The organism is Acidobacteriota bacterium (assembly GCA_016195325.1).
GTDB lineage: Bacteria > Acidobacteriota > Polarisedimenticolia > JACPZX01 > JACPZX01 > JACPZX01.
In genome coordinates this window covers 18,884-43,282 of record JACPZX010000057.1, presented here as the reverse complement: position 1 = coordinate 43,282, position 24,399 = coordinate 18,884, and the positions used below count along the sequence as shown (strand labels likewise).

Below are 24,399 nucleotides of genomic sequence, written 5' to 3'. Positions count from 1 at the left end.
TCCCTCCGGCCGGCGTCGCGCGCGAAGCGCGGGATGTCGATCCCGGGATGGATGTACGAGAGCCGGTCCTCGTCGAACCCCTGCCGCACGAGCGCCGACCAGAGCGCCTCGGAGGCGGCGACGATCATCCCGCCGGCCCGGTGAAGGCGCCTGAGCGCGCGCAGCTCACCCGCCGACGATCGCGCCCCCCGGCCGCGGTAGGTGACGATCGTGCGGAACGCCGACGACGCGGCGCCCGCCGTGCCTGCGAGGATCGGCGAGACGGCTGCCGCCGCGAGCGGATCGTGGTAGTGGATCAGCTCCCACGCGCCGCGCGAGGCGAGATGCCTCGCCCTCTCCCGCGACCACCAGGTGAGAAGACCCCCCGGCCCCGAGGGGAAGCGGGGGCCGAGCGGAAAGACGGGAGCGCCCGCGTCGAGCGATCGCCGCTCCGCGCCGCCGCCGCGGCGGACGAGGCCGAGAGTTCGGTGACCGTGCCGGCCGAGCCCTGCGATCAGCGCCGCGGTCTGCCGCTCCGCGCACCCGTCGCGCGCGCCGAGGTGCACGTGGAGGACCGCGAGGGGCCGCATCGTCAGCCCGGCGGCGCGGAGGGGGCCGCGCCCGGCGCCCGGCGCCGGAAGACCCACGAGACGCCGATGCTCAGAAAGTAGAGCCCCGTCATCGGCGTCCCCACGACGAGCATCGAGAAGGCGTCGGGGGACGGCGTGATCCACGCGGCGATCAGGAAGATGACGAAGATCGCGTGGCCGACGTAGTGCCACAGGAACGCGGGGGTCACCACCCCGATGCGCGTCAGAAAGAAGACGAGCACCGGCATCTCGAAGACCACCCCGGTCGCCACGATGAGCTGGAGCTCGAACGACAGGAGCTCTCGGACGGTGATGACCGCCTGGAAACCGGCCTGCTCACCGAGGGCGATGAAGTACGAGCAGGTGAAGGGCACGATGACGTAATACGCGAACGCCGCTCCCGCCACGAAGAAGGCCGTCGCCCCCGTGACGAAGGGGACCACCCACTTCTTCTCCTTCCGGTAGAGCCCCGGCGAGATGAACATCCAGAGCTGCCAGAGGACGTACGGCAGCGAGACGAACATCCCCGCGATGAGCGCGACCTTCATGTAGAGAAGGAAGGGATCCGAGAGCCCGGTGTACGCGAGCTTGACCCCCTTGGGAAGCTCCGTGACGACCGGCGCCACGAGGAATTCGTAGATGGGCTGCGAGAAGTACCACCCGGCGAAGAACCCGATCGTCACGGCGAGGGCGCAGCGGATCAGGCGGGAGCGAAGCTCCTCCAGATGCTCCAGGATCGACATCCGGTTCGGATCATGAGGCCTCGGGCCCTCCTCGCTCACTCTTCGGCTCCTCTAGCGCCGCGCGGACCGGCTCGACGGGGATGCCGGCCGCTTCCTGCCGGATGGACTGGTGGAACTCTTCGGCCACCTTCCGGACGTCTCCGAGGCTCGCTTCCTTCTCGATGGCGGCCTTCATGTCGCCGGCCGCCTTGCGGAACTCGTTGACCCACCCGGCCAGCTTCCGGCCCATCTCCGGCAGCCGCCTCGGCCCGAAGACGAGCAGACCGATGGCGGCGAGAACCAGGAGCTCCGAGCCGCCGATAGAGCCGAACAACCCGCCTCCGCTTCACCCGGGAGCCCGTCGCCGCGCCCGCCCGGGACGGCCCGGACGGCTGGGACGGCCGGGAATTTCCGCATCTGATAGAAAGGACAAGGGATCCTATCTGCGCCCGAGACGGAGTGTCAAGGCGAGAGGCTTCATGGCGCGTCGCCGGACAGGGTGGTATATTCCTCCACCGCTCTTCAACTATCGGCGAACAAACAGGGTTCCGGCCATGAAGCGACGCCTTTGGATCGGTACCGCATCGGTCATTCTGGCGACCCTCGTCCTCGCCGCCAGACCTGCGGTCGCCCCGGCAGCCTCCACACCCGACGCCGACTCCCTCAAGACCTTCAACCAGATTCTCGACCTGGTCGAGACCCGTTACGTCGACGAAGTGCCGTCGCGCGATCTCGTCTTCGGCGCCATCCACGGCATGATCGAGAAGCTCGATCCGCACACCTACTTCCTCGATCCCAAGTCGTACCGCGCCATGCAAGAGGAACAGCAGGGATCGTTCTCGGGCCTCGGCATCGTCATCTCGCTCAAGGGGGACGAGAAAGAGCTCACGGTCATCAGCCCCATCGACGGGACCCCCGCCTCGCGCGCCGGCATCCGCGCGGGGGACATCATCAGCCACATCGAGGGGAAGCCGACCAACGGCATCAGCATCGAGGAGGCCCTCGACAAGCTGCGCGGCCAGAAGGGAACCCGGGTCAACATCACCGTTCAGCGCGAAGGGGTCGATCAGCCGCTCGACTACACGCTCGTGCGCGACGACATCCCGACCGCGAGCATCCCCTACGCCTTCATGCTTCGCCCCGGCGTCGGGTACATCCGCATCAAGAACTTCACGCAGACCACCGACACCGAGCTGGGTGAGAGGATTGAAGCCCTGACCGCCGAGGGGATGAAAGAGCTGATCCTCGACCTGCGCTACAACCCGGGCGGCCTGCTCGATCAGGCGATCAAGGTCTCCGACCGCTTCCTCAAGCCGCGCGAGATGATCGTCTACACGAAGGGGCGCGTCCGCGACGCGCACCAGGAGTTCCGGTCCACCGAGCGCGCGGGCACCGACAACATGCCCCTCGTGGTCCTGGTCAACAAGGGGAGCGCCTCCGCCTCCGAAATCGTCAGCGGCGCCATCCAGGATCACGACCGCGGCATCATCGTCGGCGAGACGACATGGGGCAAGGGGCTGGTGCAGACCGTCTACCGCCTGAGCCACAGCGCCGGCATCGCCCTGACGACCGCGAAGTACTACACGCCGTCGGGACGCCTCATCCAGCGCGATTACAAGAACAGCCTCGACGATTACTACGCCGGCAAGGTCGACCTCGAGGACGACAAGCGCGAGACGCGCTTCACCGACGCGGGCCGCAAGGTCCTCGGCGGCGGCGGCATCTCGCCGGACGTCGAGATCGCCCAGAAGGACGCGACGAACCTCGAGTCGGCCCTCGATCGCAAGAGCGTCTTCTTCGACTACGGCGTCCACTACGTGTCGCAGCACAAGGACATCCCCAAGACCTTCACGGTGAGCGACGCCACCCTCGCCGACTTCCGCGACTTCGCCGTCAAGAAGAAGATCGCGATCACGGACAAGGACTGGGACGAGAGCGTCGAGTACATCACCACGATGATCCAGGCCGAGGTGATCGGCGCCGTGTACGGCCTCGAGGAGCGCCAGAAGGTCATCTCGAACCGCGATCCGCAGGTCCTCAAGGCGGTCGAAATCATCCCGAGCGCCGCCAAGATCCCCATCGTGGCCTTCGAGCCGAAGGCCGGCAAGAAAAACCCGGCCGACCCGGACGCGAAGGCCTCGAACCCACCCATCGACGAGCCATGAGCACGAACTACCTCAGGCTGTCCGGCATGATCCTCCTCACCATGGGGAGGAGTGAGTCGCACGACCCGCCACGCATCTCCTGATCCTCCACCCACCGACATCGTGGACAGCTCCGCCGGGCTTCGGGCCCGCGGGGTCCAAGGAGATCTCCCCATGGATTCGATGATGACTCCCGGCCGTGCGATGGACGTCCTCAGGAAGTGGATGCTCGTCGACGGCTTCGACGTTCTGATCGACTTCGACAAGAGCCGCGGCTGCCACATCGTGGACGCGAGGAACGGCCGCTCGTTCCTCGACATGTTCTCGATGGTCGCGAGCCAGCCTCTCGGCATGAACCACCCGGCGCTGACGGAACCCGCGTTCCTCGAGAAGATCGGCCGCGTCGCCATCCACAACCCGACGAACTCGGACATCTACGCCGCCGACGCCGCCGCCTTCGTCGAGCGCTTCACGATGATGGCCGCGGGCTCGTCGATGAAGCACCTTTTCCTCGTCGCCGGCGGCACCCTCGGCGTCGAGAACGCGCTGAAGATCGCCTTCGACTGGAAGGTGCGGAAGAACTTCGCGCGCGGTTACAAGGAAGAGAAGGGGCACCAGGTCATCCACTTCAAGGAGTGCTTCCACGGCCGCTCGGGGTACACGCTGAGCCTCACGAACACCGATCCGTCCAAGACGAAGTACTACCCGAAGTTCAACTGGCCGCGCGTCTCGAACCCGAAGGTCACCTTCCCTCTCGCAGGCAAGAACCTCGCGGCCGTCGAGAAGGCGGAAGGCGAGGCCCTCGCGGAGATCAAGACGGCGATCCAGCAGAACAAGGACGACGTCGCGGCCCTCATCATCGAGCCGATCCAGGGGGAGGGGGGAGACAACCACTTCCGCGCGGAGTTCTTCCGTTCTTTGAGGCAGATCTGCGACGAGTCGGAGGTCTTCTTCATCGTGGACGAGGTCCAGACGGGCGTCGCCCTGACGGGGAAGTTCTGGGCGTACCAGCACTACGGCTTCGAGCCGGACGCCATCGCCTTCGGGAAGAAGGTCCAGGTGTGCGGGGCGCTCGTCTCCGCGCGCGTCGACGAGGTCGAGGCGAATTGTTTCCGTGAATCGTCGCGCATCAACTCGACGTGGGGCGGAAACCTCGTGGACATGGTCCGCTCGACGCGGTACCTCGAGGTCATCGAGCGCGATAAGCTCGTCGAGAATTGCGCCACGGTCGGGAAGTACGCCCTCTCGAAACTCGAGGGTCTCCAGATGGAGCACCCGGCGGTGCTCACGAACGCCCGCGGCCTGGGGCTCTTCATGGCCATCGACGTCGTCGATCCGGCGGCCCGGCCCGCGATCATGAAGCACGCGTACGACGCGGGGATGCTCATCCTCCCGTCGGGGAAACAGTCGATCCGCTTCCGCCCGCCGGTCATCGCCGGGAAGACGGAGATCGATCAGGCCTGCGAGATCCTCACGAAGGCCGTGCGCGCCGTGGGGACGACGGCGGGGGCGCGGGCGTAGCGCAGCTTAAGTAAGGCTATCGGTTCGAACGAGGGGAGCTCGGCTGCGGCCGGGCTCCCCTCCTTGTTTCGACGGACGCCGCCCTACTTCTTCGCGTGGCAGACCGCCTCGATGTTGTTGCCGTCGGGGTCGTGGACGAACGCCGCGTAGTACGTCGGTGCGTAGTCCTGACGGATGCCCGGCTTACCGTTGTCCTTGCCGCCGGCCTCCATCGCCTGGACGTGGAAGCCGTCCACGGCCGCGCGGCTCGGCGCCGCGAAGGCGATGTGCACCGAGATCGACGCGGGCGCGCCCTGCGAGATGTACAGAGCGGTCGTCTCGCCGGATCCGAACCCCGCCGAGCTGCCGTCGGGCTCCCCCTGGACCTTGTACCCGAGCGGCGCGAGCGCCTTTTCGTAGAAGCGCAAGCTCTTCTTGAAGTCCTTCACCTTCAGGCTGACGTGGTCGTACATGGCTCACCTCCAAGGAATCAGGTTGGATGCGGCAGAGTAGCGCGCGCCCCGGTGGGGCCGCTTTCGGGTTCTTGCTCGGTTCGAGGGGGCTCGTGTGCGTTTACTTGGGGGGAAGCTTTCCCGCGAACCCGACCGCGACGTCGACCCACTTCCCGAGGGAGGCGTCGGTCCTCACACCGGCGGGATCGACGAAGATCCAGCCCTTCATCGCGCGTCCGGTGAGATCGAAGACGCGCACGTGGGCCTTCTTCAGCGCCGCTTCCGACTCGTCGGGAGAAAGCCGCACGATCATCCTTTCCCCGTGCACGCCGCAGCAGATGTTGCCGTTCAGCATGAAGCCGATCCCGCCGAACATCCGCCTCTCGGTGAGGCCCTTCCGCCGGGCCAGCCGATTCCGAATCCGGCCGGCGAGCTTCTCGTCGAAAGCCATCAGGGCCCATCCCCCGCGGCATTCGACGCCACGATCTTGAGGAAGAACGTCGAGGCGCCCGCCGGCACCCGAACCGACTCCGACGTCACCGACGCCACCTCCGACCACGGCCCGCGGCCGGTGGCGGACTGGAGCACGCGGTACCGATCTGCGACGCCGTGAGCGGCATCGACGTCAGGCCGCACCCACGTCAGGACGAGATCCGGCCCATCCTCTGCCACGAATAGATCCCGCACCGAGCCCGGCCGTGCGGCCGCTGAGGCGATCGCGAACTCCCCGGACGTGTCGTACCCGACCAGATCCCCCGATGCGAAGGCCGAGACGCGAATTCGCGCCCGACCCCCCGACGGCACCGTCCAGGCCAGCGACGTCCCCTTCATGCGCGATGCCATGACGGTCCACGACGCCCCTCCGTCGAGCGACACCGAGACGTCGTACGCGAGACCACTCACCGAAGCGGGCGGATCCCAGGCGATCGTCGCCGAACCCCCCGAGAGAAGTACAGCCCCCGACGCGGGCGACTTGATCTGCGGCCGGATCGGCGTGATCGACGCCGACCCGCGGAACCACGCGATGTCCCGGACCTCGCCCGTGATCGCCACGGGCACCACGGCCCCCGGCCCCAGGAGCGCCGCGAGCCCCGCACGGTCGAACTTGAGGCTCAGCTCCTTCACGCCGTCGCCGTTCTCGTCGGGGAAGGTCACCGGTGACGGCACGACCCCGAGCGCCCCCTCGAGCCGCACCGACGCCACGTCGATGTCGTGCGGATCGAAACCCGCCGGAAGCTGGACCACCCCTCGCACCGTGTTTCCGTTCGACTTGAGGTTCAGCGTCGAGGGAATGAAGGCCGCGTAGTCGAGCGCGATCTCCCGCGCGTGGAGCACCAGCGGCCGAAGCATCGACGCCCGGAAGGGATCGCTCGTCGAAAGCACGAGCGTCGCGCCGTAGTCCCCCGACGCCAGGCCCGCGGACGAGAAAGTCACCGTCACGTCCGCGGCGCCCCCGGGCGGGATCACCCCCGAGAGCGGCGCCGCCGTCACGAAAGTGGGAACGCGATCGAACGCGACCGCGAGACCATCGTGGACGAACGGCTCGTCGAACGCCGCGAGGAGACCGATCGTCTTGTCGGCGTTCTGGATCCCGATCGTCGCGCTGTCGAGAGCGCCGGCCATCGTCAGGTACTGGAAAACGATGCGCCCCGAGCGATCGAGGATCACCTGGAAGGTGAACGCAGGCCCGCCGCCGGCGCGCGTGACGTTGGTGTACTGCACGATGAACCGATCGCCATCGCTGTACGACGACGCCTTCCGGACCGCGCCGAAGTCGAGATCGTCCCAGAACGGCGCGAGGAGGTTTTCAGGAACCTGGAAGCTGGTCGAGGGGAGCGTCTCGGGGTTGCCGGCATTGCTGCGAGGGCTCGTGAAGCTGAGCCACCCGTTCGTGCAGACCCTCACCGAGCTGAACGAGTTTCCGTAGAAGGGGAAACCAAATCCGAGCGGGATCGCCGGAGACGTCGCGTTGTTCCCCGACACGGCCACCTGCGTCCCGATCGTCTGGATGTCGGTCCAGGCGAAGACCGGGCCGCCGAGGTGCTCGCTGTCGCGGAGCACGTAGCCGAAGGCGTCGGGGCCGCCCGCGCCGAGACGCCGCGGCGATGCGCCAATCGTCGCGGGGGACGACGCGCCGAAGGTCGGGAGGAGCGCCGTGCTCCACGCGAGGTCGCTCCCGCCCGTGTTGGTCAGGTGCAGCGCCTTCTGCCTCGTCGTCGCGCTCATCGGAGGCAGCGCCGCGACCACTGAGCTCGGCGAGGCGGTCGCCAGGGCCGGCTCCGCGCCGAGACCCTGGAGCGCGACCGTCACCAGCGGTGTCGCGGAATCGTTCGAGTGGATACGGAGATGCCCCGAGACGGCGCCGGCCCCGACAGGGGCGAAGTCGACCGCGACGGCTCCGTTTTCCCCCGGCGCGAGAGTGAAAGAGGTCGCTCCGGTCGTGAACGTGAGGGTGTCGATCGAGATCGAGTCCACGACGAGAGGGAGCGTCCCGACGTTCTCGACGATCACCGACCGGCGCGCGGACAGGCCGTGGAGGACGCGGCCGAAGTCGAGCGCGCTCGCCGATCCGCGGTACGTGAGAACGACGGCGTGCCTGTTCACGGGGCACGGCGCGGTGACGTCGGCGGAGTTCTGCACGGTGGCGCGGAGCGTCCCGTCCGCGACGAGGCGCCGAAGATCGACGTCGGAGAGGCTGATCTTCGTCGTGACGGTCCCGCACTGGAGCGCGGCATTCCCCGCCGCGCCCGTCGCGATCGTCTCGGCGTCGAGCGTCGCGGTCTTCGAGGGGGCTCCGAAATCGCCCGTCGCGGTCAGCTCGAGCGAGCCGGCCCCTTCGGGAACGATCGGCGCGTCGAACGCGTGGATCGTGCGCGCGCCCGTGGAGGTGTAGTCACGTCGGGAGGCGAGAACGACCGGTTCGCCCAGGACGGCGATCGCCGGAAGCGACACGACCCGCAGCGAGGCCGGAATCTCGACGAGCGGGGTGAGGGGATCGTTGCTCGAGAAACGGAGCGTCGTGCTGTAGACGCCGGGGCCGAGGCCCGCGGCGTCGAACGTGACGTGAAGGAGCGCCGTCGAGAAGGCCGGGATGGATCCCGAGAGCGCGTCGAGGCGCACAAAGCCGGGCTCGTTGATCAGCCGCGCGAATCCGGCGCCGGTTCCTCCCTGCACGAAGTAGACCCCCGGTGAGGCCCCCGAAAGCCACCCGAGGCCGCCGTCGAAGATCGGGAAGAAGGGGATCGTCGAGACCGACCACGCCCTCTTGTCGATCGAGTAGCGGTAGAGGTTCGTGCCGGCGTTCGGGCCGTACGCGAAGTACTCGCGAGCGATCGGATCGATGGCCGCCCCGAGACCCGCGCCGCCGGGGAGATCGGGCAGGACCTCCCACGCGTTCCCGGCCACCGAGTACCGCGCGAAGCCGACGTGCCCGCCCCCCTGATGGCCGTAGACGAAGCCGTCGAGATAGCCGAGACCTGACTTCGAATCGAACGCGAAAGGCGGACCGCGGAGCTCGGTCATCGTCCCCGCTGTCACGTCGAACCGGAAGAAGGCGTTCGCCGACGAAGCGTAGATGAACTGTCCCCCGTCACTCGCGACGTTCGCCGTGGCGCCGTTCAACCCGAAGAGAATCTGCGTCCACGCATCGGAGGCGATGTCGTAGACGGCGGAGAGGAACCCGTCGGTGACGCTGACGGTGTAGATCTTCCCGTCGAGGAGCGTCGCGCTGCAGCCGTTCGACTGCTGCGCGGGGGCCTCCGCGAGCGGCTCCCACGAATCGGTGGCCGGGCGGTAACGGAAGAAGCGCGTGCCGAAGAGGTCCTGGCCGTAGAGCGTCCCCGACGCGGGATCGGCGACGATGCAGGTGAGCGCCGACGGCGACACGTGGAGCCTTTCGAACGCCCCCGGAAGGCCGGTGATGGCGCTGTCGAAGCGGACGAGCGCCGAGAACTTCAACGGGCTCCCGCCCCGGTTCGCCACGACGAGGTCCCGGACCTCGCGCCGATCCTCGAGCAGCGTCGAGGACAGCGACCGTGGCTCGATGTCGATGACGGGGGGTGTGAGCCCGGTTCCGGTCAGGGCGAGATCGAGCTCGGGGTTGTCCGCGTCGCTCGTCGCGATGCGGAGCGTCCCGGCGAAGCTTCCCGCCGTCACCGGGGTAAAGGTCACCGTCACGGGAGCCGAGGCGCCCGGGGGAATCGCGATCGACGTGATCGAAGGGGAGAACTCCGCGACGTCGCTCCGGACGCTCGGGACGTCGAGGACCTCCGTCCCGACGTTCTGGATGATGATGCGCTGGGCGCGCGTCCTGCCGACGAAGAGCTCCCCGAAATCGAGCCGATCCGCGCGCCCGCTGTACCGCAGCGTCACGGTATGCCTGTTGACGCCGCAGAAGACGCCGACCGAGTTGGTGTTGAGGACCTCGACCCTCACGATGCCGTCCGCCGCCGACGCCGCGAACGCGGCGGCGTCGATGGGAAAGGTCCCCTCCGCCGGGACCGTGCAATCGGTGCCCGTGGCGCCGACGATCCCGACCGGGCTCCCCTCGACGAGCACCGTGGCGCTCTCGGACGGCAGGGAGAAGTCCCCCTCGGCCTTGATCGAGACCGTGGCGGCGCCGGTCGGTGGAGAGGTGATCGGCAGCAGATGGATCGTGCGGGCTCCGTCCGTCGTGTAATCGATCGCGGAGGTGACGACGAGCGGCTCGCCGACGACGCGCGCGCGCGGGATGCCGTTCACGTGGACCCGGACCGGGATTTCGAAGCTCTTCCTCAGAGGATCGTTGGTCGTCACCGAGAGGCCTGCGTCGTACGTCCCCGAGTTCAACCCAAGGGTCTCTATCGTGACGGTGACCGGCGCCGCTCCGGACGGGGGCACGGCCCCCGCGGCGGGCGCGACGCTCACGAAGGAGAAGGAGGTGCGGTAGCGGGCGAAATCGCTTCCCCCTTCACCCTGCGCGAGGTAGATCGACGGCGCCGTCCCCGGCAGCCAGGCGAGCCCGCCGTCGTCGAGCGTGAAGAAGGGAATCGTCGCGACCTTCCACGCGCCGGAGTCGATCGCGTACCGGTAGAGGTTCGTGCCGCCGTAGGACCCGTACGCGAAGTACTCGCGGCGCCCGGGATCGATGGTGGCGCCGAGAACGGCTCCGCCCGGCACCGGCGGCAGGCCGGTCCAGCGATCGGAGGCGATGTCGTACGTCGCGAACCCCGTCTCGCCGTTCCCCTGGTGGCCGAAGAGGGCGCCGTCGAGGTGACGGAGGCCGCCCCACGGGGTGAACTCGAAAGGGGGATCGGCGAGCGGCGTCGTCACCGCCGCCGCCGGATCGAGCCTGACGAAGGTCGTCCCGCTGGCGAGGTAGAGGTAGCGGCTGCCGTCGGAGGCGATGTCGCCCGTGCCGATGCCGATCGGCCCCGGCATCGCGGTCCATGCGTTCGTGGCGATGTCGTAGACGCCGAGGAGCGTGCCGTTGTCGGCGTACGCGGTGTAGATCTTCCCGTTCAGAATCGCCGCGCCGCAGTTGTTCGTGGCCCGGACCGGCGCCGGCGTGAGCTGCTGCCAGGCGCCCGTCGCGCCGACGTAGCGGAAGAAGGCATTGGCGTCGCTTCCCTGCGCGTAGACGTATCCCGCGATCGGATCCTCGACGACGCACGTGATGGGGCCGGGGGACGGGTTCAGCGGCTCGAAGTCCCCGGGGATCGCCTCGAATCGGGCGGGGGATCCCCTGCCTTCGGGAGTGGAGGGAGCCCCCGGCGTCGCGTTGCTCGACGGGCGGGGATTTCCGTTGCCGAGGCCGGCGAAGGACGTCGAGACGGCTCCCGGCGTGTGCGATCGGACGATGATCGAGTAGTCGAGCCCGCTGTCCCCGGCGTTCCCAATCGTCAGCGTCCGCACGTCTCGGTCCCCCTCGGTCAGCGTCGTCTCGATCGCCGCCGGCGACGCCGTCGCAATCGGAGGCGGCTCCCCCTTCCCGGAGAGGGCCACGGTCAGGACGCCGTTCGATCCGTCGTTGCTCACGATCGTCAGCGTGCCGGCGGCATCCGAGGCCGCCGTCGGCGTGAACCTGACGGTGAGGATCTGGAAGCTCCTCGGCGCGACGCGGACCGAGGCAAGATCCGGTGCGAAGAGGGAGGAATCGCTCGTGATCGAGAGGACATCGAGGAGCTCACTCCCGGTGTTCTGGATGAGGAGCGTGAGCGTCCGGTCGTCACCCACGGGCACCGACCCGAAGTCGAGGTGCTCGGAAGAGCCCCGGTACGTCAGGCGCACGAGATGGCTGTTCTCCGGGCAATTCGCCGCGGCGTCGACGGAGTTCTGCACCGTGATCTCGAGGACGCCGTCGGCCGCCGCCGCCTCGAGCGCGGCGTCGCTGACAGGGAAGACCGCCGACGCGGTGGCGCAATCGGTGCCGATGCCGCCGATCGAGCCGAGGATCGTCCCCTCGACCGCGAGAGTCGCCGTTTCGGTCGGATCCCCGAAATCGCCGTTGGCGATCAGCTCGGCCGTCCCGGCGCCGCCGGGAGGCACCGTGATCGGGAAGCGATGGGTCGTGAGGGCGCCCCGCGTGAAGAAGGATCGGTTCGACTCGAGGATGATGAGCGGGCCCGTGAGCTTGATCCTCGGGACGCCGATGACCGTCAGCGTGGACGGGACGACGAGAAGCGGGCGCACCGGGTCGTCCGACAGGATGTCGATGTCGTTCGCGTACGTTCCCGAGAAGAGCCCCGTGCTGTCCACCGCGACGTCGACGTCGACCGAGCCGAACGGGGGAACGGTTCCCGTGGCGGGGGTGAGGGCCAGGTACGTCGGCAGCGTGCCGAACGTGACGCCGACCGGGCCTCCCAGGCCCGTCGCGACGCGCGCGATGGTGCCCGTGCCGATGTCGACGGAGTCGAGCGTGCCGGCGCTGAACTCCGTCACGAAGATGACTTGGCCGTCGGCGCTCAGCGTCAGGCTCCCCGGGTGATCGAGGCCCGCGACGACCGGCCTCACCGTCCCCGTCGCGAGCGCGACGGCGTCGATCGATCCGCCTCCGGACTCGGCCACGTAGGCGATCGTCTCCGAGGGATCGAGGACGACGGCCACCGGCCCGTTCAGCCCCGAGGCGACGGCGGAGAGCTTCCCGGTCGCGAGATCGACCCTCACGAGCGCGGCGTCGCCCGTGTCCGCGATGTACGCCGTGTCGCCGGCGGCGTTGATCGTGACCCCGTTCGGCCCGACGAGGCTCGAGACGACGGGGGTCGCGGCGCCGCTGAGGAGGTTCACCCGCACGAGCCGGTTCGTGGTGGTGTCGGTCACGTAGAGCGACTCGCCGTTCGGGCTCAGCGCGAGGCCGTTCGGGAAGCTGAGCCCCGCGGCGATGACGCGGATCGATCGCGCCACGAGATCGAGACCGACGACCTCCCCGCTGAGGGACTCCGCGACGTAGACGACGTTCCCCCCGGCGCTCACGACGAGGCCCTTGTTCGGCCCGGCGAGGCCGCTGGCGATGCGGGTGACGGCGCCGCTCGTCGTGTCGACCGACGAGAGCTCCCCCGACGAGAACTCGGTGACGAGCGCCACACCCGGGCCGATGGGCGAGCCGGAGGCCGCGGCGGCCCGCGCGAAGGGGAGCGGCGCCGCGCGGAGGGTGAACGAGAGCGGGCTCCCTCCGGCGTTCGAAAGCGTCAGGGTGTCGTGCTCCGTCATCCCTTCCACGAGCGTCGTCGAAAGCGCCGCGGGAGCGGCGCTGGCCACGGGGGCCGGGAGCGCCGTCCCCGCGAGGGGAAGCGTGACCCGCGGCGTATCGGGATCGTCGCTCGAAATGGTGAGGGTGCCGCGGAAGTCGCCGACGGCCGGCGGCTCGAACTCGACGCGGACCGTCCGCGCCGTCCCCGGCGCGAGGCGCACGGACGCGAACGCCGGACGGAACGAGGCGTCGTCGCTGGCGATCGAGGTGACGTTCAGGATGTCGGTCCCCAGGTTCTCGATCGTGAGGTCGATCGATCGCGTGAGGCCGACGAAGAAGGAGCCGAAGTCGAGGGCGCGTGCGAGCGTCCGGTACGTCAGCTTCACGGCGTGCGAGTTGACGGCGCAGACGATACCCACGTCGTTCGTGTTCCGGACGTCGACCGTGACGACGCCGTCGGCCGCCGCGGCCGCGAGGGGCGCCGCGTCGATCGGAAAGGTCAGTGTCGCGGGGAAGCAGTCGGCTCCGGTCAGGCCAATCGTTCCGACGACGGCCCCCTCCACCGACATGGTGGCGCTCTCGAGGTTGTTCCCGTAATCTCCCGTCGCCGTCAGCTCGAGGGTCCCCGACCCGATCGGGGGGTCCGACACCGGGAACCGGTGGAGCGTCGTGGCGCCTGCCGTGAAGTACGCGGCGACGTCGGGGGCCGACTCCACCGTTCTCGCGACGACGATGTCGGGGGCGTTGCGCACGGTGAGCGTCGCCGGGACGCGCGCGACGGCCGCCTGCCCGCCGGCGTCCACGCGGAGGCTTCCCTGGTAGACCGCGGCGGACGACCCGGTCGCATCGAAGGCGACGCCGAAATCCGCCGTGCCTCCCGCGGGGATCGTGGCGTGCCTCGGAGCGACGTCGAGCCACGTGTGAAGGAGCGCCGAGCCGATGCGGAAGGCGTCGAACTCGATCAGCGCCGGGCCGGTGAAAGACTCCGGGATCGTCTCCCGGATGACGAGCCGCACCGTCCGTCCGGCGAACGGCGTGAGGTCGACCGATCGCCGCTGCCACCCGAGGTCGGTGTACGGGCGGCCGTTCAGCTTGATCTCGAGGTGCACGACGGGGGCGAGGAGCGCTCCGTTGTTCGGATCTTCGATCCGCGCGTCGTAGACGCGCGGGAACGAGATCGGCAGCCCGAGGCTGTCGAACTGGATGCGGTCGTAGTAGCTCAGCTCGGCGGCCAGCGTCGCCGCCGGCACCTGGATGCTCTGCGAAAGGGTGTAGATGAGGCGCGATTCGCCGTCGAACGCGTTCACCGCGTCGAAGGTCCCCTCGAGCGGCCGGCTGTTCCCGAAGAACCCGGAGCCGGCGCGCGCGGGGGTCCACCCCTGCCCGGTGCGGCGGCCGTTCGTGATCGCGCTCCACCCGCTGAAGTTCCCGGTCTCGAACCCTCCGTTCGACACGACCGGTGGAGGCGGGAACGAGGTGATGGACGCCGTCCCCTGCTCGGGCGCGAGATCGACGTCGAGATCGGCGGCGCCGGGATTCGTGAGGGTGAGCGTCGCGGTCGCCATCTCCCCCGTTCGAAGCGACGCGCTGAGCGCGGCCGGCGACGCGGCGAGCGCCGGCGCTGGAATGGCGACGCCGTGGATCGCGACGGCGGGGCCGGGGGCGTTCCCCGCGTCGCTCCCGATGACGAGCGACGTGGCGAGCGCCGAGGGGGCCGCCGGCGCGTAGGTGGCCGTGACGAGGATCCGGCCACCCACCGGGAGGGTGAACGAGGCCGGAGCGAACGAGACGGCGGGATCGCCGGCCGCGATCGACGCGACGTGCAGGTCGTCGGTGCCGGTGTTGGCGACGGTGAACGAGGCGACCGACGCGAACCCGGCGAAGACGGTGCCGAACTCGATCGACCGGGGCTCGACGTCGATCGCCGAAGCCCCCGTCACGCCGAGCGTCACGTCGTGCCGGGCCTCGGGGCTCGCCGGGTCGTTGTTCTCGACGACGACGCTTCCCAGGTAGGTCCCCACCGAAAGGCGGCCCGCGTCGATCTTGACGGCGATCTCCTGGCTCTCCCCCGCAAAGAGCCGCCCGCTCGAAGGGGAAGTGGTCAGCCACTGGGCGAGAGGGATCAGCCTCACGGCGAGCCGGTCGTGGACGTACGGCTCGTTGAACGCGATCTGGAGAGCGTCCGTCTGCGTCCCGTCCTGGAGCCCCACCGTCGCGATGTTGGTCGGCCCCGTCATCGCGAGATAGCGGAAGGAGATCTCCCCGGTGTCCCTCAGCGTGACCTGGAACGTGTACACGCCTCCGCCGCTGAAGCGGGGCGTCGCCGTGTACTGCACGGTGAACGAGCTGCCGTCGGCGACGTAGACGGCGCGGCCCGTCCCCTTGAAGTCGAGGTCAGCCCAGAACGGGGCGACGAGGTTCGCGGGCGCGTTGGCGCTCGGGAGCGAGACGTTCTGGCCGGAGGCGAGAGTGCTCGTGAAGGTGAGGTACCCGTCCGTCGCGACGCGCACCGTGTCGAAGAGGCCGCCGTAGAAGGGGAACTTGAAGCCGAGGGCGATGGGCGACGAGAACTGGGTGTCGCCCGTCATCCCGGCGATCGGCGTGCCGGTCGACGCCAGATCGGACCACGCGAAGGGGGGCTCGCCGGGCTCATCGCTGTCGACGTACCGGTAGCCGAACGGATCGGGGCCTCCGGCGCCGGCCGCCGTGGCATCTCCCGCGGCGTTCGCGCTCGCAGGGAGCGCGAGCTCCGGGACGGGGATGCGCCAGTCGAGCGTCCCGAGCCCGGCGTTGCGGATCGTGAGGGGCCGCGTCACCGATGCTCCCGTGGGAAGCGACTCGGTGAACGACGCAGGTGAGGTCGCGATCGTCGGCGGCGGGAGGGTCGTGGCCGACGCCGCGTTGCTCACCGGGCCGCGGTTCCCGAACTCGTCGATCGCTTCGAGCGCCAGATAATACGTCGTCCCGGCGAGGAGACCGGTCACCTCCATCGCCTGGGGCGACCCGGCCGGTCCCGGCCTGGGAGCGCCCGTCGCTCTGGTCGCGGCGTCGAAGCTCGACGCGTCGATCGGCGACGTCGCGAAGCGCACGTCGTACGAGGCCGCCGTCCCCGACGATCCGTCGTCGCCGGTCGCGGTGAAGGAGAGGAAGATCGAGCCGCTCGTGGCGCCGGTCGCCGCCAGATCCGCGATGGCCCCGGGGGGGGTGGTGTCCTGCCCGAGGAGGGGCGCGAAGGCGTTCAGGCGCGCTCCCGTCGCGATGAAGCCGGTGAGGCTGGGAAGGGGATCGGCCTTCACCAGGAGGAGGTCGCGCGCGGCGAGGGCCGAAAGGGACGGGGCCGCTCCGAAGAGAAGCGCCGCCGCCCCGGACACCATCGGGGTCGCCATCGACGTCCCGCTCTTGAAGCCGTACCCGCCCGGGACGGTGCTGAGGATGTCCACCCCCGGCGCGGCGATGTCGACGGTCGTGGGGCCGTAGTTCGTGAAGGAGGCCTTCTCGTCGTTGTCGTCGGTCGCGGCGACGGCGATGATGTTCGGCGCGTCGTAGGCGGCCGGATACGCCGGGATCGCGTCGTCGTTGGTGCCGTTGTTTCCCGCGGCGGCGACGAAGAGGATGTCGGCCGCGGCCGCCGACTGGATGGCCTCGAGCAGCGCGCTCGTGAACTGGGAGCCGCTCCAGGAGTTGCTCATCACGCGGACGTGGAGGCTCGTGGCGTAGTCGATCGCCCGGATGGCGTTCGAGGTGAACCCGCTCCCCGAGGCGTCGAGGAATTTCAAGGGAACGATGCTGACCTGCCAGCACACCCCCACGACGCCGACGCCGTTGTCGCCGATCGCGCCGATTGTCCCCGACACGTGCGTCCCGTGGCCGTTGTCGTCGGACGGATCGTTGTCGTCGTTCGCGAAGTCCCAGCCGTGCACGTCGTCAATGAGCCCGTTCCCGTCGTCGTCGATGCCGTTCCCCGGAATCTCACCGGGGTTCGTCCAGATGTTGGCCTCGAGATCGGGATGGTGGAGATCGATGCCGGTGTCGATCACCGCGACGAGGGCGCCGCGTGAGCCGGTGGTGAGGTCCCACGCCTGCTCGGCGTGGATGTCGGCGCCGGGCTTGCCTCCGGTCTGGCCGGCGTTGTGAAGGCCGTAGAGCTGCGGGTAGCCCGGATCGTTCGGCGCGATCGCCGTCTGGACGACGTAGTCCGGCTCGGCGTACTCGACCTTCGGGTTCCGCCGCAGGCGCGCGATCGCCTCCTCGGTGGAGAGGCCCGGGGGGAGCTTCCAGTGCTCCGCGCCGCTGCGGAAGGTGTGACGGCGCGTGGCGCCGAGCTCCGCGCGGAGGCTCTCGTGATCGCCCGGCGTCGCCCGCGACTTCAGCTTGACGATGACGGTGCCGGCGGCGTGAGGCCCGTAGATCGCGCCGGCTCCAGCCCGTCCGGCGCCCGCGGCCGACGCGCTGGACATCGAGGCCCACGCGATCGACAGGGCCAGGATCGCCCCGGCGACCACAAATATGCTGGAAGACAGACGCCGCGCCCGTTTCCGGGCGCACGAACGCTGCATCCCCCTCACCCTTCCCCGGCCTGCCCTGGCCGCGCTTTGAGCCAAGTATAGACCGAAGAGCCTCTTGCGGCCCTCGTTTGACGGCGGCCGATGCGGCGGGATAGCCTCACGAAACGAGGCCCCATGACCACCCCGCGCGAGAAACTTCGGCATTTCATCGAGGAGAAGTGCCTCCTCCACCGTCCGGAGGGGATCACCCTGGCGTCCGGGAAGATCTCGAACTACTACCTCGATTGCCGTGTCGCGGTGTTGGACCCGCGAAGCCTTCCGTTGGTCGCGGAGATCGTGCTCGAAAGGATCGGAAACCTCCCCGAGAAGCCTGGCGCCATCGGCGGGGCCATCGTGGGCGCGGTGCCGATCACCGCCGCCGTCGTCCAGCTCAGCGCGCTCCGCGGGACGCCCATCGCGGGGTTCATGGTCCGGCGCGAGGTCAAGACGCACGGAACCCAGAAGAAGATCGAGAACCCTCCCGCCCGGGGCACGAAGGTGGTGATCGTCGAGGACGTCGTCACGACCGGCGGCTCCACGCTCGACGCGATCGCCTCGGCGGAGGAGGCCGGGCTGAAGGTCGTCGCGGTCATGCCGCTCGTCGATCGCGAGGAGGGTGGAGGCGAGGCGATTCGGAAGCGCGTCCCCCTCGCCTCGTACCAGCCGCTGTTCGTGAAATCCGACTTCGCCGCCCTGCGCGACCCGTAGGCCGCCGGCAGCGGTGAACGACCGCGCGATCCTCTACACCGTCGCCTTCCTGCGCGCGCTCGCCACCGGAATGATCGGCGTCCTCGCCGGCGTCCACCTCGCGCGAGTCGGCCTCACCCCCGCCGCCATCGGCGGCATCGTCGGCGCGGGCCTCGCGGCCGGCGCGGTCGCCGCCCTCGTCGCCGCCGTCGCGGCCGATCGCCTCGGCCGGCGGCGGATGCTCATCGCCCTCTCGCTCCTGGGCGCGGCGGGCGGCGCGCTCTTCGCGCTGGGCGAGGACCCGAGCCTGCTCGGCGCGGCCGCGTTCCTCGGCATGCTCAACGGGATGGGGCGCGATCGCGGCGCCGCGCTCGTGATCGATCAGGCGATTCTCCCGGCCACGGCCGCGGACGCCGAAAGAACGCGCGCCTTCGCGTGGTACAACGTGCTCCAGGACATCGGCCACGCCCTCGGCGGCCTCGCGGCCTCGACGCCGGCCTGGCTCGCCCGATCCGGCGTCGCCTCCGAACCGGCGTCGTTCCGGATCGCGATCGGCCTCTACGCGGCGATCCTGTTCGCCACGGCCATCCTCTACACCGGGCTCTCGCCGGCGATCGAGGCCGCGGGGGATCGTCGCCCGGTCCGCCTCGCCCCCGAGAGCCGCCGCGTGCTCGTCCGCATCTCCTCCCTCTTCGCCCTCGACAGCCTCGGCGGGGGCTTTCTCACGGCCGCGCTCCTCTCCTTCTTCTTCTACGAGCGCTTCGGAGTCGGCGTCGCCGAGATCGGGCTCCTCTTCTTCGGCGCGCGGGTCGCGAACGCAGGCTCTCATCTGGCCGCGGCCTGGCTCGCGAAGCGGATCGGCCTCGTCAACACGATGGTTTTCACGCACATCCCGTCGAGCCTCCTCCTGCTCACCGTGGCGTGGGCTCCGTCGTTTCCGATCGCGGCCGTGCTCTTCCTGCTCCGGGAGGGGCTCGTCGAAATGGACGTCCCGACGCGCCAGTCGTACGTGATGGCCATGGTCCGCCCCGAGGAGAGGACGTTCGCCTCCGGCGTCACGAACCTGGTGAGGATGGGGGCGTGGGCGGTGGCCCCCTCGTTCGCGGGGCTCTTCATGTCGGGGGTGTCGCTCGCGATGCCGCTCTTCGCCGGCGCCGGGCTCAAGATCGGCTACGACATCCTGCTCTACGCGGCCTTCCGCCGCCTGAAGCCTCCGGAGGAGGTGTCGCCCGCCGCCTGACGGCCCGTCAGGCGCGGTGGATGCGCTCGAGCTTCTGCTGATGCGTGAGGCGGTGGAAGAGCCTCAATTCCCGGGGCCGCGCGGCGGCGGGAAGGGCGCGGACGTGGTCGAGGTACCTCACCGCGAGGGCCGCCGCGTCGCGGTAGCGCCCGCGGACCTCGCGATCGTCGTCGTCGTACTCGTTCTTGTCGAAGAGATGGTGCCGCACCCACGCGCGGTCGGACGCCGCGAGCCGGCTCACGCCGCGGAGCCGCGCGACGAAGATCTCGAGGGTGAGCGCCTTCGTCACGTTCGCGTGCAGCTCGAGCTCGAGGAGCGACATCGCCCCGCGAGCGCGGTGCCGGTCGGCGATGGTGAGGAAATGGTCGAGCTCCTCCACCAGCGTCGCGAAGTCGTCCACGTTCTCGTCGCCGAGGTGGCGCGACGGATCCCGCCGCTCGAGATTCCGGATCAGCCGATCGGGGTAGTAGAGCGCCACGCGGACGCCGCCCGCCTCCTCGCGGACAAGGGTGCGCGCCGTCCGCTCCTCCTGGGCGCCGCCCCACGCGCCGATCTTCTGCGCCACCTCGCGCCCCTCGTAGAAGCGCGCGTACCCCTCGTCGCCGATGATGAACGGGGCGATGTCCGGAAGGCCCGTGTCGAGATCGTACGTGCGCTCGATGAGCGCGCGGAGAGTGAGGATGAGCGGCGGCGCGGGAGTGCCGGCCGTCAGTGGGGCCTCCCGGTCGGCGTGTAGCTGAACGCGGCGCCGTCCCAGTCGATGGCGAGCGTCGAGTAGCTCACGTGGACGCGCGCCTGCTCGAGGACGCGGGCGAGCGTCACCGGGTCGAGCGCCCTCTTTCCCTCGCGCGCCTCTCGCAGCCAGCCGAGGAGCTCGGCCGTCTCGCGGATGTCGCGGCTCTCGTCGCGCTTGAGGCGCTTGCTGACCTCGATGTTGCACACCGAGTTGATGAGGCGCGCCAGCGGCCGCGCGCCGTACTCGGGGCTGTACCCCTGGCGGATCATCTCCTCCCGCGCCGCGGGGGTCAGGCCGAGGGCGATCCCCTGCATCTCCCGGTACCGGTTGGCGATCTTCTCGAACTCGAGGTCGAAGATGCGCTCGACCGACGCCCTCGAGAGCGGGCGGAAACGGATGACGCTGACCCGGTTCACGAACTCCGGGCTGAGCACCTTCTTGAGATCCTGCACGACCTCGCGGTGCTTGAACTCGTCCGCGGCGGCCGCGTCGCCGAACCCTATCGGCTGCGTCGAGGTCTGGAGGCGCGAGTAGCCGATGTTCGACGTATAGATGAAGAGCGTGTTGACGAAGTGGAGCGTGTCGCCGTGGTTGTCCATCGTCGTGCCGCGATCCATCAGCCCGAGGAAGAACTTCCGGAGCTGCGGGTGCGACTTCTCGACTTCGTCGATCAGGATGACGGAGAGCGGCGCCCCGGAGGCCCGCTCGTAGAACTCGGTGAGGATCCCCTCCTCGTCGCTGCGGATGAAGCCGCGGGCCGCCCCCTTCAGCTCGTTGATGTCGGAGGGGTACGTGTACTGCGGCCCCTCGAGGAGGAGGAACGGGACCTCGATCCCCCATCTCCCCTGGAGAGCCCGCACCAGGCACTCGGCGAGGTGGTTCTTCCCGACTCCCGTCGGCCCGACCAGGAAGAACGACGCGGGGCGGTTCAGGTTCTGCGTCCCCGTCGCGTACAGCGAGAGCTCGTCGCACAGCGCCGAGACCGCGTCGGGCTGATCGACGACCACGCGGTTCAGCTCGGCGCGAAGGGCCGGCACGTCGAGGTTCGAGAAGAGGACGAGGCGCTCGTAGAGGGACAGGAGGTCCCGCCTCGGAAGGGCCTCCGCCCCGAGGACCTGCGGCGATCGAGGGTCGGCGCGCTCCGCGAGGGGCGCCTTCGAACCGCCGCGCGTCTCGCGCGGAGGCACGACCTCGTCGATGAGCGCATCGGGGTCGAGCGGCGGCGACAGCGGAGGCGCGGGGGCCGTTCGCGTCACGGCGGGGGCGCTCACGGAGCCGCTCGTGCTCGACGATCCGATGGGCTCGAAGATCTTCAGGCCCCGGAGGAGGTTCGCGTAGACTCCGAAACGCGAGGCGCACTGCTTCAGGAAGACGACCTCCTCCTCGATCGGCATGGGCCCCATCCGGTTCTGCCGGAAGTAGTCGCGGAGGCGGCGGTCGTCGGCGAGGTGCTGGAGGAGATCCGACGCGAGGTGGTAGCACCTCACGCCGAGCTGCCGGAGGTCGAGCCCCTGGTAGTCCTGGCGGCCGAAGAGGCCGACGTCGTAGAGGCACTTGTCGCCGACGACGCGGACGTCGTCGGGGATGCTGCGGATCTGGTGGATCGCGTCGGCCGGGATCTCGTCATCGCGGCGCGACAGCTCCGAGATCGAGTGGAAGACGGCGCTCGGCTCCTGCCCCATGATCTGGTCGAGCCGGCGGCCGCTGTACAGGTCGTTCAGGAGCAGCGCGTGATTCGTGACGATGTCGGTGAGATGCGTCAGCTCCAGCTCATCCATCCGGAGCTCGGGATCCAGATTGCGGACAGCCTCGCGGATTCTCCGTTCGACCCCTTCCCTGTCGGGAAGATCGAGCTTCGAGACCTCCCTCATGACTCACCCGAACCGTCCCGGGTCGGAAGAATGTCCACGAACGTTCAGGGTACGTCCGTGTTGCCCATCTCCGTCCCGCGGGCGGGATGTGTCCGAATATACGGGCGCGATCTGAACTCAGCAACGAGCACTTTCGATCGCATCTTTCGAGCCCTCGGCGCTTGACTCCTCCCCCGAATTCCATTACAGTTGGCACTCGCATAGCTCAAGTGCTAACAACGACTCCTAAGTTCTTCTCTTGAGTCAACTTAATTACCGCACGGAGGGAATCAACATGAAGGTGAAGCCACTCTACGACCGCGTCCTCATCAAGCGGCTCGAGGCGAGTGAGAAGGTCAAGGGCGGGATCATCATCCCCGACACCGCGAAAGAAAAGCCGATGGAGGGGAAGGTCGTCGCCGTGGGCTCAGGCAAGCTCGACGACAACGGCAAGCGCGTCCCGATGGAAGTGAAGGTCGGCTCGAAGATCCTCTTCGGGAAGTACGCCGGCACCGAGATCAAGATCGACGACGAAGAGCACATCATCCTGCGCGAGGACGAAATCCTCGGCATCATCGAGTAAGGGGAGGAATTTCAAACATGCCAGCCAAGAACATTGTGTACGCCGAGGATTGCCGGCAGGCCGTCCTCCGCGGCGTCAACAAGCTCGCCGACGCCGTCAAGGTGACGCTCGGCCCCAAGGGCCGCAACGTCCTCCTCGAGAAGAAGTTCGGATCGCCGACCAGCACCAAGGACGGCGTGACGGTCGCCAAGGAGATCGAGCTCGAGGACCCGAAGGAGAACATGGGCGCGCAGATCGTCCGTGAGGTCGCGAGCAAGACGAGCGACGTCGCCGGCGACGGCACCACCACCGCCACCGTTCTCGCCCAGGCGATCCTCCGCGAGGGGATCAAGTCCGTGACCGCGGGCGCCAACCCGATGGACCTCAAGAAGGGGATCGAGCAGGCCGTCACGTGCGTGACCGAGGAGATCAAGAAGCTCTCCAAGAACGTCACCGGCAAGGCGATCGCGCAGGTCGGCCGCATCTCCGCCAACAACGACGAGACGATCGGCACCATCATCGCGCAGGCGATGGAGAAGGTCGGCAAGGACGGCGTCATCACGGTGGAAGAGGCGCGCTCCATGGAGACGACGCTCGACGTCGTCGAGGGGATGCAGTTCGATCGCGGCTACCTCTCCCCCTACTTCGTGACCGATGCCGAGAGGATGGAGTGCGTTCTCGAGGACGCGTACATCCTGATCCACGAGAAGAAGATCTCGAACATGAAGGATCTCCTCCCCGTGCTCGAGCAGATCGCCCGTCTCGGCAAGCCGCTCCTGATCGTCGCCGAGGACGTCGAGGGCGAGGCCCTCGCGACGCTGGTCGTCAACAAGCTCCGCGGCACGCTCCACGTCGCGGCCGTGAAGGCGCCGGGCTTCGGTGATCGCCGCAAGGCGATGCTCGACGACATCGCGGTCCTGACCGCGGGCAAGTGCCTGACCGAGGATCTCGGCATCAAGCTCGAGAACATCAAGGTCGAGGACCTGGGCCGCGCCAAGAAGATCACGATCGACAAGGACAACACCACGATCGTCGAGGGCAAGGGCAAGTCGGCCGACATCGAGGGTCGCGTCAAGCAGATCCGCATGCAGATCGAGGAGACGACCTCCGACTACGATCGCGAGAAGCTCCAGGAGAGGCTCGCCAAGATGGTCGGCGGCGTCGCGATCATCAAGGTCGGCGCGGCGACCGAGACCGAGATGAAGGAGAAGAAGGCGCGCGTCGAGGATGCGATGCACGCGACCAAGGCGGCTGTCGAGGAGGGGATCGTCCCCGGCGGCGGCATCGCCTACCTTCGCGCCATCCCGGCCGTCGACAAGCTCAAGGGCGGCAACGACGACATCCAGACGGGCATCAACATCGTGAAGCGCGCTCTCGAGGAGCCGCTCCGGCAGATCGCGAACAACGCCGGCTACGAGGGCTCCGTCGTCGTCAACGAGGCCAAGGGTCGCAAGAAGACCGAGGGCTTCGACGCCTACGAAATGAAGTGGGTGGACATGTTCGAGGCCGGCATCATCGACCCGACCAAGGTCACCCGCACCGCTCTCGTCAATGCGTCGTCCATCGCGGGCCTCATGCTCACGACCGAGGCGCTCATCCACGAGCTCCCCGAGGACGAGAAGAAGATGCCGCAGATGCCGCACGGCGGCGGCGGTGGGATGTACTGAAGCAGACCTCGGAAGCGTTCGGCTCCAACTAAGAACCCGCCCCACGGGAGGAATCAGCCC

14 protein-coding genes are annotated in these 24,399 nt (G+C 68.8%); 6 read left to right on the top strand and 8 right to left on the bottom strand.

The annotated features are described in order from the left end of the window. The 3 genes from HY049_11045 to tatB form a co-directional block, all read right to left on the bottom strand. A partial coding sequence (locus HY049_11045) for a glycosyltransferase (protein ID MBI3449439.1) occupies window positions 1-569 on the bottom strand: 569 nt, incomplete at its 3' end. A gap of 2 nt (window positions 570-571) precedes the next feature. After that, window positions 572-1,351 carry a twin-arginine translocase subunit TatC gene (gene tatC, locus HY049_11040; GenBank protein ID MBI3449438.1) on the bottom strand — a complete coding sequence of 260 codons (780 nt, stop codon included), beginning with the start codon at window positions 1,349-1,351 and terminating at the stop codon, window positions 572-574. Further along, on the bottom strand, window positions 1,323-1,625 hold the full coding sequence (gene tatB / locus HY049_11035; protein ID MBI3449437.1) for a twin-arginine translocase subunit TatB: 303 nt from the start codon (window positions 1,623-1,625) through the stop codon (window positions 1,323-1,325). The genes tatC and tatB overlap by 29 nt, the downstream gene beginning before the upstream one ends. A 220-nt stretch (window positions 1,626-1,845) precedes the next feature. Between tatB and HY049_11030 the strand changes: the two genes are divergently transcribed. Both HY049_11030 and HY049_11025 read left to right on the top strand, forming a co-directional pair. After that, on the top strand, window positions 1,846-3,456 hold the full coding sequence (locus HY049_11030; GenBank protein ID MBI3449436.1) for a S41 family peptidase: 1,611 nt from the start codon (window positions 1,846-1,848) through the stop codon (window positions 3,454-3,456). Window positions 3,457-3,618: 162 nt separating this feature from the next. Then, a complete protein-coding gene (locus HY049_11025) occupies window positions 3,619-4,956 on the top strand; it encodes an L-lysine 6-transaminase (protein MBI3449435.1) in 1,338 nt (445 codons plus the stop codon). Between the two features lie 83 nt (window positions 4,957-5,039). Here the strand turns inward: HY049_11025 and HY049_11020 are convergent, their stop codons facing one another. From HY049_11020 to HY049_11010, 3 genes are all read right to left on the bottom strand, one after another. Further along, the gene (locus tag HY049_11020) at window positions 5,040-5,408 is read right to left on the bottom strand and encodes a VOC family protein (protein MBI3449434.1); all 369 of its coding nucleotides are present in this window, start codon (window positions 5,406-5,408) and stop codon (window positions 5,040-5,042) included. Between the two features lie 100 nt (window positions 5,409-5,508). Next, entirely contained in the window at window positions 5,509-5,838 is a 330-nt protein-coding gene (locus HY049_11015; GenBank protein ID MBI3449433.1) for a TfoX/Sxy family protein, read from the bottom strand. Beyond that, window positions 5,838-17,555, bottom strand: a complete 11,718-nt coding sequence (locus tag HY049_11010; GenBank protein ID MBI3449432.1) for a choice-of-anchor D domain-containing protein — start codon at window positions 17,553-17,555, stop codon at window positions 5,838-5,840. Before HY049_11010 ends, HY049_11015 begins: the two co-directional genes overlap by 1 nt. Before the next feature lie 177 nt (window positions 17,556-17,732). Here HY049_11010 and pyrE point away from each other — a divergent pair, with 177 nt between their 5' ends. Next, entirely contained in the window at window positions 17,733-18,305 is a 573-nt protein-coding gene (gene pyrE, locus HY049_11005; protein ID MBI3449431.1) for an orotate phosphoribosyltransferase, read from the top strand. 13 nt (window positions 18,306-18,318) lie between these two features. Then, entirely contained in the window at window positions 18,319-19,524 is a 1,206-nt protein-coding gene (locus tag HY049_11000; GenBank protein ID MBI3449430.1) for an MFS transporter, read from the top strand. 7 nt (window positions 19,525-19,531) lie between these two features. Here HY049_11000 and HY049_10995 read toward each other — a convergent pair whose 3' ends face one another. After that, on the bottom strand, window positions 19,532-20,089 hold the full coding sequence (locus HY049_10995) for a hypothetical protein (protein MBI3449429.1): 558 nt from the start codon (window positions 20,087-20,089) through the stop codon (window positions 19,532-19,534). A gap of 143 nt (window positions 20,090-20,232) precedes the next feature. Next, window positions 20,233-22,131 (bottom strand): ATP-dependent Clp protease ATP-binding subunit, encoded by a 1,899-nt coding sequence (locus HY049_10990; GenBank protein MBI3449428.1) that lies wholly within the window; start codon window positions 22,129-22,131, stop codon window positions 20,233-20,235. Window positions 22,132-22,405: 274 nt separating this feature from the next. On the opposite strand from HY049_10990, the gene groES reads away from it, so the two are divergent. Together groES and groL are read left to right on the top strand one after the other, a co-directional pair. Further along, entirely contained in the window at window positions 22,406-22,693 is a 288-nt protein-coding gene (groES, locus tag HY049_10985; GenBank protein ID MBI3449427.1) for a co-chaperone GroES, read from the top strand. 17 nt (window positions 22,694-22,710) lie between these two features. Beyond that, on the top strand, window positions 22,711-24,339 hold the full coding sequence (gene groL / locus HY049_10980; GenBank protein MBI3449426.1) for a chaperonin GroEL: 1,629 nt from the start codon (window positions 22,711-22,713) through the stop codon (window positions 24,337-24,339). The last annotated feature ends 60 nt before the right edge of the window (window positions 24,340-24,399 follow it).

Excerpts from the sequence above, each read along its gene's own strand:
- HY049_11025 (MBI3449435.1), top strand. The coding sequence starts at position 3,619 with ATGATGACTCCCGGCCGTGCGATGGACGTCCTCAGGAAGTGGATGCTC.
- groES (MBI3449427.1), top strand. The coding sequence starts at position 22,406 with ATGAAGGTGAAGCCACTCTACGACCGCGTCCTCATCAAGCGGCTCGAG.
- groL (MBI3449426.1), top strand. The coding sequence starts at position 22,711 with ATGCCAGCCAAGAACATTGTGTACGCCGAGGATTGCCGGCAGGCCGTC.
- pyrE (MBI3449431.1), top strand. The coding sequence starts at position 17,733 with ATGACCACCCCGCGCGAGAAACTTCGGCATTTCATCGAGGAGAAGTGC.
- HY049_11030 (MBI3449436.1), top strand. The coding sequence starts at position 1,846 with ATGAAGCGACGCCTTTGGATCGGTACCGCATCGGTCATTCTGGCGACC.
- HY049_11015 (MBI3449433.1), bottom strand. The coding sequence starts at position 5,838 with ATGGCTTTCGACGAGAAGCTCGCCGGCCGGATTCGGAATCGGCTGGCC.
- HY049_11020 (MBI3449434.1), bottom strand. The coding sequence starts at position 5,408 with ATGTACGACCACGTCAGCCTGAAGGTGAAGGACTTCAAGAAGAGCTTG.
- HY049_10990 (MBI3449428.1), bottom strand. The coding sequence starts at position 22,131 with ATGAGGGAGGTCTCGAAGCTCGATCTTCCCGACAGGGAAGGGGTCGAA.